The following is an 11215-nucleotide window of genomic DNA, read 5'->3' as shown; positions in this document are numbered from 1 at the left end:
ATAACTGAAAATTTACAGTAAACTATTTCAAGTCAGGTAAAGACTGACTCGCGCCCTGATTTATCCCCAACTGCGGTAATAAGTTATTCACGGCGGTGGCGTAATTGACCAGTGAATATCCGCTGTCATATTTGGCACTGATTTGCGAGAACTTCGCCTGGAATACATCCTGTTCCACACTCAGCAAATCATTCAGCGTGCGCTGATTGAGCTTATATTCACTTTTGTACACATCGCGCGAGCGTACAGAATCCTGCAATTGTTCGGCGCTGGCCTGCGCCTGCCCTTCGGCCCCGGCCCAGTTGGCATACGCCACTGAGGCTTTTTGCAGAATATCGAGCTTGGCCTGGTCAACCAGCGTACCTGCGATATTTTTACGCCCTTCGGCCTGACCCACACGCGCAGACACTGCGCCGCCCTGATAAAGCGGCGCGCTGACGTGTAACTGAATCTGATTATTCCAGTACGGATTATTTTTGGTTTCATAACGCGTACGGTTTGCCTGCAAACTCAGCGTCGGCAAATAATCAGACTTCGTTTTGTCCACCTCAAAGGAAGCGGATTCCTTTTGCGCCTGAGCATAAAGCACCGTCGGAATTTTGGAATAATCGATATTATCCGGCACCACGGGATCATTGAATTTTGCCGCTGTGAAAGGTTTGTAATAATTCGCCCTCACGCCGGTCAGTGCGGTTAATTGCGCTTTCGCCGCGGATAAGCTCGCCTGATATTGTTTCAGGGTCGAGCGCATACCGGAAATGCGCGACTGTGCCTGCAAAACGTCAGAGCGGGTGGTTAATCCGGCCTCAGAACGTAAAGAGGACATTCTTCGCACGTCTTCCAGCGCGCGGATATTTTCTTCCACGGCTTGGGTCAGTTCCTGATATTTCAGCACGTCCAGATACGCCGTGGCGGTTTGCTCTGCAACGTCGGACATCGTGGCCAGTAACTTATAGCGATAGCTTTCTTCAGCGGATTTCTGCTGGCTGATGCTGGCATTGGTTTTGCCGAAATCATAAATCAGCTGTGACAATGTCAGGCCATAAGCTGCTGCATTGTTCATGCTGTTGGTTGAATCCTGCTGTGTCGAGCTGCCGGTGTTGGCGGTCAGCCCCACCTGCGGGTACCACGCGCTTTGCGCTTCGCGGATCTGCGCCTGGCCGATCCCCATCTGGTACGCCTGCTGTGTGACCGACGGGCTGCGGGAAAAGGCCTGCAGGACCACAGTTTTCAGATCCACAGACTCCAGCCCTTTCATCGAAGGTGCGTTAGCCCACTCCGTGCCACTTTTTGTAACATCCGCATGGGTTACAAAAGGCAGCACCAGACATACTGTCAAAACACTTAACTTTTGTGCGACTTTTCTTAATGATTTTTTCATCTGACACTCCTGTCATTGTCCTTGCCAGAAACGTCCTGGTGCAGCCTTCGCACAGTTTCCGGAACCCACAATTCCTCTGATTTACAGGGGTATTATTGCAATGTTCCTCACACAGAAAAAGCCGTCCTAAAGTGCAGGAACCCTTTGAAATACATTGATTGGAGGCGAAAATTCCTATTAGAAACATTCATGCCATGTATGGATTAATCTTAAAAATCAGGATGTTATTTTTCTAACATGAGGGAAAATTCTTATAACCAAAAATGTTCACTTAGAAGGGAATTTGATTACAACGAAGACATTAACATTACAAAAATCGGTCACTTCTTAGGAAAATTTGCGGAATCCTTACAAATAAATGCAGGTGAATTTGCATTATTGAGGGGTTTTTCGAGGAAAAAACCAATGTGATGATGAGATTCTTCTGAGTCGTTTCCCCCGAATTTTCCTCTTAGTAATTTCAGCTACAGGTGAAGAAACAGCAGTAAAATAACGCGGGGGATAGTTAAGCGAATTTCATGCTCATTCAGGAGAACCGTTCAGAGATCATCACGACAATAAAGACGGAAAAAATTCGATATCAGATGCCTGCCCGGACGCAAAACGCACAATATGAAATTCCGCGAAACCGCCATTACAAAATGGCAGTGAAATGGCGTCCATCGACTTTCGTTTGCGTTTTAAAACGAAGATATTCTGTTTGAATGAGAACCATTGACCGGCGAGCTCAGTCTACTATTCATTCATGCATTAAGAATGCCTCAATATTGTCTGTAGATTTATTGTTTACTGTATAACCATGTCAGCTTTATGGAGTAATCTAAGATTATTTAAGTATTAAATATAGAAACGAAAATTAATCCTAATCGGGTAACAGAACTCCATGCATCAAGCGTTGATTAGCATTTATTTTCAATGAGTTAGCGCGTTAATTTCGGTAAATTTAATTACATTATAAGAAATTAATTAATTTAGGCTACATTGACGATGGGATCGAGACTATATATTATGATAAAAGGCATACTCGATGATAATATCAGATGTAAACCATCAAGCCTATGCGATGTTCTTTACGGAAAGTGGGTACATTTAAAGGGATGAATTAATGATGCGCATTGCACTTATTGACTCATGCACGTTTACGTATATCGGGCTAAAGAGTTTATTCGCTTTAACCCCTATACCAAAGGGCATAATTTTCAATCAAATCAGTGCGGAGGAAGCGCTAGGCAGGTCGAATGAGAACTACGATATTTATATAATTGAACCGGGTGAAGTGAGCTTCGAGTTTAATATCGATAAATATATATATAATTTAAAATCAATGATTCAGGGAAGCGGTAAGTTTGTCATCTTGAGCGACAATGTGATTGTAAACAGTCGTCTGGCTGACTTTCATTTGTGCAAAGCGTATTCGTTCTCGAAGAGTTACTTCTTTTTTGACAGCCTGCTGACAGAGAAGTACGACGCTATCAGGCCTTTTGTCGAGGATTATCTCCTGACGAAAAATGAAGCAATTTTGCTCCGGTGCTTGTCCAAAGACCCGACCATGAAGAATATCGAGAAAATTACCTCGATTCCCATGTCGAATCTTTACTATTACAAATACAGCGCCATGAGAAAGCTCAAGCTGAAGAACACCAATGAGCTCTTCAGCTATCTTAACCGGGTGCTTAATCACTCCCTCTGACACGTAACCTGGCTGATAGTAAGCCAGGTTAGTGCATCAGGCTTATTGCATCAGGTTTATTGCATCAAGTACTTGTACAACTCAATCGAGTTTTTCAGCCCCAGTTTTTTCATCGCATTTCGTTTATGCGTACTGATCGTCTTACAGCTCCTTCCTAATTTCTGCGCAACATTAGCATTAGTCTTCATGGTTTTAATTTCCATCAAAACTTCCCATTCTGTAGCCGTCAAAAATTTTTGTGAAGATTGCGCGGACGCTGCTTTCTTCCTCTGAAAATAAGGGCTGAGCGCTCTCTGGTAATTTAAATCAGACGCCCCGGTAATGAGCATTTTCCTGAGCACGGAGACCTCCTCCTGCTCTGAGATCAACATATCAATGCTTTCATCTGCAAGCTGTGCGAGCTTGTCGTTCTGCTCAATTTTAGTGACGACAATAACCCGTGGGGGTATATAGAGAAAATTCATTCTCCGGATAAACTTCATGACCGCATTGAAGTTATCCGAGGAATCTTGCACCTCGATAATAATACTGTCGATACCCGTTCCTATCCCTGAGCCGTAAAATTCTGCCAGAGAGGAAAAAGCATGAGTCTTTAAATCAAGCTGATTAAGGACAGCCGAAATTGTCAGCCGTTCATAATAACCTGAGTGAATAATCACTGTCTGTTTCATTAATCATTCCGTTGGTCGTGCTTTCCGTTTATATCCCTTTCAGGGGAAAATTCTTAGACACCCTGAATGCAGCGCAATCTTAATTCGGGATATTTTTTCTGTCGATATTCTGGCAATCAGACGGATGAACTTAGGAATTTTAATGCCATATCATAAAAAACCATAAAAACATGACAATACACCATCAATTGATTATCAAATACAAAACAAATGGAACTATTCGCTATGAGTAATACAAGATTGCAGCGGGTTATCCTTTATGGTCTTTGTGTGCTTTATAAAACCTGTCTGATTGACATTATTTTATAACGCACATGAGTGATGAATAAACCCGCATATTGCGGCCAAAACTGGCTATTAATAAACCTGATGCGTTTTTTTAACCTGAAGAGTTTAGGAATTTTCGAGTTTATGAAGAGAAATATCTGAGTTGCCCCACAAGTAGTGTTTTCAGCACAAAATGTTTGAAACACGCACACCGGAACGTGGTGCAGACACGGCCATAAGCCGTCAACGTAGTGTTTGATCCTCACTTCGGGCCCCCCCGCCGGAGCCTGTGTGAATTTATGGCAGGGCTCAAATCCATAAAACACAGAGGCGGGATAATGCGAATATCGGCGAGTATTTGGGAAATAATTGTCACAGACGATTATGCTCACGATTCCACACTTATCCTTCAGGAAAAAAGATGACGACCTTAAACGACAGACTGGCCTGGCGCTATGCCACTAAAAAATTCGATCCCACCAAAACGGTACCGGCTGACAAGCTGGAACGCATCATCGAGGCCATCCGCCTTGCACCGACCTCAAGCGGCCTGCAACCGTTTGAGCTGTTTGTCGTCACCAACCCGGAAGTGCGCGAAAAAATCCGCACCGTGGCGTGGAATCAGGCGCAGGTAACTGACAGCTCGCACCTGCTGGTTTTCGCCGCGTGGGATGACATCACCGAAGAACGCGTCAACATGATGTTCGACCTGACCAACGACGTGCGCGGTTTCGTCAATGAAGGCTGGGAAAACTATCGCAAAATGTTGCTGGGGATCGTTGCTGAGCGCGGAACCGAAGCGAACTATCAGGCCGCCGCCCGTCAGGCTTACATCGGCCTGGGTGCCGCGCTGATCGCCGCCGCGTTCGAAGAAGTGGACGCCACGCCGATGGAAGGTTTTGACCCGGCCGCCGTGGATGAAATCCTTGGCCTGAAAGAGAAGCACCTGCGCAGCGTGATCATCCTGCCTGTCGGCTATCGCGCAGAAGAAGGTGACTGGCTGGTGAACCTGAAAAAAGTCCGTCGCAGCCGCGAAAACTTTGTCACTGAAATTAAATAATCCGGCCTGCCGTTTACGCCAGAATTAAAAACAATCCGTTAGCGCAGTGATCCGCGCTGACGGATTTTTATTATTAAAAACACAACCCTCACGTTTACAGACAAAAACCGCATAACCATTGCCGGTTAATGTCTATGCGTTCGCCTTGACTGGCATGTTAATATCACCTCACAACACAGATCGTTATAATAATGAAATACTGAACAGTTGGGGAAGGTGTCGTGTGCCGTCGTGGTTTAGTCTCGCGTTAGATTCTTTCTGGCCCATGCTTTATGCTGGCCTGGTATTTACCATCCCTTTAACGCTTATTTCTTTTGCACTGGGATTGGGCTTAGGTTTTATTGCCGCCCTGCTCCGGTTATATGGCCCTGCGCCTTTGCGCTATGTCGTCCGGTTTTATGTCTGGCTTATTCGCGGTACTCCGTTGCTGGTACAATTATTCCTTATTTTCTACGCATTACCCAGCGCCGGGATTACCCTCGATGCGTTCCCGGCGGCGGTGATTGGCTTTACCCTGAATATCGGCGCGTATACGTCTGAAGTGATCCGCGCCACCCTGCTTTCTGTGCCGAAAGGTCAGTGGGAAGCGGCGCATTCCATCAGCATGACCTGGGCACAATCGCTGCGTCGCATTATCCTGCCGCAGGCCGCGCGCGTGGCGGTTCCGCCGCTGTCGAATACCTTTATCTCGCTGGTCAAAGACACTTCGCTGGCCTCGGTGATCACCGTGCCGGAGATGTTTCTGGCAGCGCAGCGTATTGCGGCGGTCACCTATCAGCCGTTAATCCTGTATACCGAAGCCGCGATTATTTATTTGCTGATCAGCTCCGTCCTCTCTGCATTACAAACACGTCTTGAAATAAGGCTGGAAAGAAATTCTGTGAAGGAAAGTGATAATGATAACGCTGTCACAAATTGATAAACGTTTTGGCAGCAATAAGGTCCTGAATAAAATCGATCTGACGATTAAAGAAGGTAGCGTAACCGCATTGATCGGCCCGTCAGGCAGTGGGAAAAGCACGTTATTACGTTGCATTAATTTACTTGAAATACCGCAGGCCGGGAATTTACGCATCGGGAATGAAGAAATTTCCTTTTCTGCCAGTGGCCGTCCCGCTAAAAAAGACATTCGCCGTATTTGTCAGCAAACCGGCATGGTATTTCAAAACTTTCAGTTATTTCCGCATTTAACGGTGATTGAAAATATTACCGAAGGGTTAATTACCGTTCAGCGCTGGACGAAAAGTAAAGCGGTGAAACGCGCGGAAGAACTTTTGCACAAAGTGGGGATGCAGCATAAACGTGATGCATGGCCTGCAACGCTGTCCGGCGGGCAACAGCAGCGGGTGGCCATCGCCCGCGCGCTGGCGCCGTCACCCAAAGTCTTGCTGTGTGATGAACCCACATCGGCGCTCGATCCAGAATTATCACTAGAAGTGGTGGCCGTTTTGCGACAACTGGCTAATGAGGGTACGACGATGCTCATGGCCACGCACGATCTGCGTCTGGCCGCCAATATCGCCAATAACGTCGTGTTTCTCGACGGCGGTGAAATTATCGAAAGCGGCACGTCGCAGGGCATTTTCACCCAGGCCAAAAAAGCACGGACACAAAGTTTTATATCAACACTGACCGACACATTACCCGATACATGGGAAATCTAAGACCACACACAACACACATTTGACCGTATTTCAGGAGAAAAAACATGAAAGTCATCACCACGGCATTACTGGCCGCTGCCTTGCAGTTAGGTTTCACCCACTCGGCATTTGCCGAATCGGATCTGGCTAAAATTCAGAGCGCCGGTGTCTTTAAAATCGGCACGGAAGGCACCTATCCTCCGTTTACTTTCCATGACGCTTCCGGGGAACTGACCGGTTTCGACGTGGATATTGGCCGTGAAATCGCGAAACGTTTAAATGTGAAAGCGGAATTCGTGGAAGGCAAATGGGATGGCCTGATTGCCGGTCTTGATGCTAAACGTTATGACGCGGTGATTAACGAAGTGTCCATCACGCCGGAACGTCAGGCGAAATTTGATTTCTCCGACCCGTACATCGCCTCAAAAGCCGTGCTGATCGTGCGCAGCAACAACACGACCATCAAATCGTTTGAAGATTTGAAAGGAAAAAAATCCGCGCATACCCTGACCAGTAACTACGCCCAACTGGCGCGTAAATACGGCGCTGAAATTGTGGGGACCGACGGCTTTAATCAGTCTGTCGATCTGGTGGCGCAAGGCCGTGCCGATGCGACGATCAATGACAACCTGTCATACCTCGACTTCAAAAAGCATAAACCTGATGCGCAGGTGAAAATTGTCGCGACTGAATCCAATGCCGAGCAGGAAGGCGTGCTGATCCGCAAAGACAACCCTGAATTGCAGCAGGCCATCAACAAAGCCCTGAAAGAGATTAAAGCGGACGGCACCTATCTGAAGATTTCGAACAAATACTTTGGCGCGGATGTTTCGCATTAATTAGGGGTTTTGAGTCACAGCAACGTGATAAACGCAGTGGCATAAAATACGGCCACTGCGGTTTGCGCTTTAACTCTGCCCTTCTCCGCTTATCAGGTTCACATCATGCCCCTAACTCCTGCACCCGTTTTCACGATTTTGCAGCCGAGCGTCGTGCTCGCCGATCCTCACGTCTTGTCGGACATTCGCGACAGACGCAGCATTATCGACGCCGTTTATGACGCGCTGGTTCGCCGCGATGACAATGGTCATTATGTTCCCTGGCTGGCTAAGAGCTGGACGGTAGACAGCGGCGGTCAGCACTGGCGCTTCAGGCTGCGCGATGACGTTTTGTTTCACGACAATACCCGGCTGACGGCGCGTGATGCGGCCAGTTCCCTGCTTCGCGCCATTTCGCCGGAGATGCCCGGTGAGCTTGGAACACAGGGTGTCTTACGCAGTTATTTTGAAGGTGCGGAGATTTCAGCGACCGGCGACACCATTCTGAACATTTCCACCGCCCATCCCGCCGCCAGTTTGCTGGATTTGCTGGTCGATATTCCGGTGGTGCGCGCCGATGCCTTGCCCGGCGAACTCACGGGCAGCGGCGCTTACCGGCCGGTTTCCGATGAACCGGGCAAAGTCATTTTGCAGCGTTTTGACCGGCACTGGGCCGGAAAGCCGCCCGTGCAGCAACTGGTCTGGCAGGCCATTCCTGATGCGCATGAGCGGTTAGCCTTGCTCGAACAAGGCAAAGCCGATCTGGTGGTGGATCCGCCTTACCGCGTGGCGGCACCGCCGCAGGGCATCCGGCTGATCAGCCAGAAAAGCTATTTATGCGTCATTTTCCTGCTGAATCATTTTGAGGGCGCGACCTGCGATATTCGTGTCAGAAAAGCGCTGAATCACGCGATTGATCTGGCAGAAATCATCCGCGACCCGGCCATTACCGCCGGTCAGGCCGATCCGCTCGCCGGGCCACTGACCGGCAGACATCCGGGGACGCCTTCAGATCTGCCCGCGTATGCTTATGATCCGGCGCTGGCACGGCAATTACTGGCGCAGGCCGGTTACGCGGACGGCCTGACGCTGGAACTCGCACTTCCGGCACGTTTCCCCGATGAATCCATTGCGCTGGCGAACCGGATTGCAGAGCAGCTTCGTGACGTCGGTGTGACTGCAAATCTGACCGTTTATGAGGATCGCCCGGCTTACGCGCAGCGCGTGCGGGATAAGCAATTTGGCGATATTTGCTGTTTTGACTCCAGCCCGGCCAGTGCCTGGCGCGTCTATGCTGAAAAGCTCGACTCACGTCGCAAAGGCCCGTGGTGGCAGGGTTATCACAGTGATGAGCTGAACCTGCTGCTGGATAAAATCGCAGAAACCACCGGGTCCGCGCAACGTGAGCACCTTCTGGAACAGGCGTTTACGCGGGTTCATGACGATGCGCCGTGGTTATTCCTCTATTCCCCGCACAGCCGCTGGGCTTTGGGCGAGAAAGCCGCAGGCTGGACACCGTCGTTTGAAGGCCGTGTGCGTATTATCCAGACCGGGAGTGAGGCATAAATGCGCCCTGATTTTGACGCGATAACGGACCGGCGCAGTCAGCATTCCACCAAATGGTCAGCGGTGAAAAATCTGACCACGGACAGCGGCAAGCCGGTGATCCCGCTGTGGATTGCCGACATGGAATTCCGCTCACCGCCTGAGGTTATCGGGGCTTTACACCGTGTACTGGAACAGGGAATTCTGGGCTACACCGACTATCCGGCTGAATTTACCGATGCGTTTTGTCGCTGGCAATCTTCCCGCCATCGCTGGGAAATCAGCCGCGAATGGGTCGTTCCCTGCCAGTCGGTGATCACCGCCCTCGACGTCGCCATCCGCTGCCTGAGCGAACCCGGCGATGAAATTCTGGTGCTTTCGCCCGGTTTCGGAACGTTCCGGCGCGTGATCCAGCATACCGGGCGGCGCGTGGTGCAGGTGCCGTTAACGCAGGAAGAACGGTTCTATTCACTGGATCTCTCCCGGCTTGCAAAGACGTTAACCACGCGTACACGTATGCTGATTTTGTGCAATCCGCATAATCCGATCGGGAAAGTGTGGCGTGCAGACGAACTCCGCAAGATTGGCGGTTTCTGCCAGCAACATAATCTCCTGCTGCTTTCCGATGATGTGCATCAGGATTTGATCCTCGGCGACACGCCGTACACACCGCTGGCGGGTATCAGCGGGGAATTTGCCGATTTCACCCTGACGTTCACCTCCCCCGGAAAAACGTTCAATCTCGCCGGATTACAGGCCGCAAATGTCATCATCAAAAATGACGATATCCGCAAAAAGGTGCGCGAAAACCTTTATCAGCTCAGCGCGCATAAACCCAATATGCTGGCGCTGCACGCCACCGACGCCGCCTACCGGCATGGCGAAGCCTGGCTCGACGCCCTGCTGGACTATCTGAAAGGCAATCTGGCGTATCTCGACACCGAGCTGAAAACCTTTGCCCATGTCGATTTGTTCCGCGTTCAGGGGAGTTTTTTAGCGTGGCTGGATTTTCGAAAAACCGGTTTATCGCAGCCCGAGCTGGAGCATAAATTACTCCATCAGGCCGGATTACTGGCGGACAGCGGGGTTAATTTTGGTCACGGCGGAGAGGGATTCATGCGGGTGAATTTCGCGATGCCGCGATCGGAACTGGAAGTAGTTGTGAGGAGATTAAGAGTGGGGTTTGAATAAAATGTTTATGTTGGGTTGCCGCTAAAACCTTGGGTTGCCACCCAAACTGGCTTCAGGGAGCGGATGTCGCCGCGCCCCTTGAAAATCCCGGGCTCTTTCACTGCGCGCTGCCGCTCGCTGGCACTGTTTCAGCAACCTTTTGTTGCGGAGATCAATTCTATGCTTATCGCATGATATCCCCGGACAGTACTGTATTGTTCATAGGCACATGTCTCGGGGGTAACGACAACATCTGACCAGTAAAACCGCCAAACCAGACCATTTTCCCGTTGCGTATAGCCTTTGCTGATAAAAAATTGCTCTATGATTTTCTGTGCCGCTGGCACATCTTCGATATCATTCCAGGTAATATCATTTTGAAAAAAACCGTAATTATCATCCCCCCGGCTGTAATACGTGACCCGTCCGGGAATAACCGGAGGATCCATAAAGAGATCCGGCGTCTCAAAATAGTAATGGATATAATCGGTGGCTGAGTACTCTCTTCCATCAAATGTATCTGCAAGTTTGATGAAAATGTAAATAAATCCAGACGAAATAAAAACAACTCCAATCATTAACCACTTTAACAACTTATACACTTTGTAATCCCTGGATTTTAATAATTGAAATTGAAGATAGTTTTGGTCACGGAAACGGGTTGATGACAAACATTTTGAACCCGGTGTGTACTGTGAGAAAGTGCGAGAAGAAATATCTGATCCCGGTGTGCGGCCTGATACTTATTCCCCATGGAATCATAACTGCCACAGCCTTGTGATATCAGCCCTTGTTTTTCACCCGTTAAGGTCATGTAGATTTGATTAGCCATTAAAACCTCCGTTTAATTTAAGAGGTTATAACCCGTAGAATAATATCAAACAAATGCTATATATCTATACATAAATTAAATAAATTCAGTTAGGCTATATTTCCAATTAAAAGCACAAATACCTATTTTTCAGAAAAA

Annotated in this window: 11 protein-coding genes; 7 read left to right on the top strand and 4 right to left on the bottom strand. The window is 48.7% G+C overall.

The features are described from left to right. Positions 1–22 precede the first annotated feature (22 nt). Positions 23–1381: a TolC family outer membrane protein gene (locus tag BV494_RS05425; protein WP_104921926.1), complete on the bottom strand. Its 1359-nt coding sequence runs from the start codon at positions 1379–1381 to the stop codon at positions 23–25. A gap of 1105 nt (positions 1382–2486) precedes the next feature. Here BV494_RS05425 and BV494_RS05420 point away from each other — a divergent pair. After that, positions 2487–3071, top strand: coding sequence for a helix-turn-helix transcriptional regulator (locus BV494_RS05420; RefSeq protein WP_104921925.1), 585 nt, complete (start codon positions 2487–2489; stop codon positions 3069–3071). 56 nt (positions 3072–3127) lie between these two features. Here the strand turns inward: BV494_RS05420 and BV494_RS05415 are convergent, their stop codons facing one another. Next, positions 3128–3742: a helix-turn-helix transcriptional regulator gene (locus BV494_RS05415; RefSeq protein ID WP_104921924.1), complete on the bottom strand. Its 615-nt coding sequence runs from the start codon at positions 3740–3742 to the stop codon at positions 3128–3130. A 688-nt stretch (positions 3743–4430) separates the two neighbouring features. On the opposite strand from BV494_RS05415, the gene BV494_RS05410 reads away from it, so the two are divergent. The 6 genes from BV494_RS05410 to BV494_RS05385 all read left to right on the top strand — a co-directional run bounded on the left by BV494_RS05410 (position 4431) and on the right by BV494_RS05385 (position 10266). Then, positions 4431–5069 (top strand): NAD(P)H-dependent oxidoreductase, encoded by a 639-nt coding sequence (locus tag BV494_RS05410; RefSeq protein WP_104921923.1) that lies wholly within the window; start codon positions 4431–4433, stop codon positions 5067–5069. Between the two features lie 223 nt (positions 5070–5292). Beyond that, a complete protein-coding gene (locus BV494_RS05405) occupies positions 5293–5988 on the top strand; it encodes an amino acid ABC transporter permease (protein ID WP_104921922.1) in 696 nt (231 codons plus the stop codon). Next, positions 5966–6733 (top strand): amino acid ABC transporter ATP-binding protein, encoded by a 768-nt coding sequence (locus BV494_RS05400; RefSeq protein WP_104921921.1) that lies wholly within the window; start codon positions 5966–5968, stop codon positions 6731–6733. Before BV494_RS05405 ends, BV494_RS05400 begins: the two co-directional genes overlap by 23 nt. 44 nt (positions 6734–6777) lie before the next feature. After that, positions 6778–7551, top strand: coding sequence for an amino acid ABC transporter substrate-binding protein (locus BV494_RS05395; RefSeq protein ID WP_104921920.1), 774 nt, complete (start codon positions 6778–6780; stop codon positions 7549–7551). Between the two features lie 105 nt (positions 7552–7656). After that, positions 7657–9096: an ABC transporter substrate-binding protein gene (locus tag BV494_RS05390; RefSeq protein WP_104921919.1), complete on the top strand. Its 1440-nt coding sequence runs from the start codon at positions 7657–7659 to the stop codon at positions 9094–9096. After that, positions 9097–10266 (top strand): MalY/PatB family protein, encoded by a 1170-nt coding sequence (locus tag BV494_RS05385; protein ID WP_104921918.1) that lies wholly within the window; start codon positions 9097–9099, stop codon positions 10264–10266. A 128-nt stretch (positions 10267–10394) separates the two neighbouring features. Here BV494_RS05385 and BV494_RS05380 read toward each other — a convergent pair whose 3' ends face one another. Together BV494_RS05380 and tssD are read right to left on the bottom strand one after the other, a co-directional pair. Continuing rightward, on the bottom strand, positions 10395–10847 hold the full coding sequence (locus BV494_RS05380; protein WP_104921917.1) for a hypothetical protein: 453 nt from the start codon (positions 10845–10847) through the stop codon (positions 10395–10397). Between the two features lie 17 nt (positions 10848–10864). Further along, positions 10865–11077, bottom strand: a complete 213-nt coding sequence (gene tssD, locus BV494_RS05375; protein ID WP_104921916.1) for a type VI secretion system tube protein TssD — start codon at positions 11075–11077, stop codon at positions 10865–10867. Positions 11078–11215 lie beyond the last annotated feature (138 nt).

The sequence above is a fragment of the Rahnella sikkimica genome (assembly GCF_002951615.1).
Taxonomy (GTDB): domain Bacteria; phylum Pseudomonadota; class Gammaproteobacteria; order Enterobacterales; family Enterobacteriaceae; genus Rahnella; species Rahnella sikkimica.
Note: the sequence above shows the minus strand (reverse complement) of the source record. Positions and strands in the feature narration are given on the sequence as shown.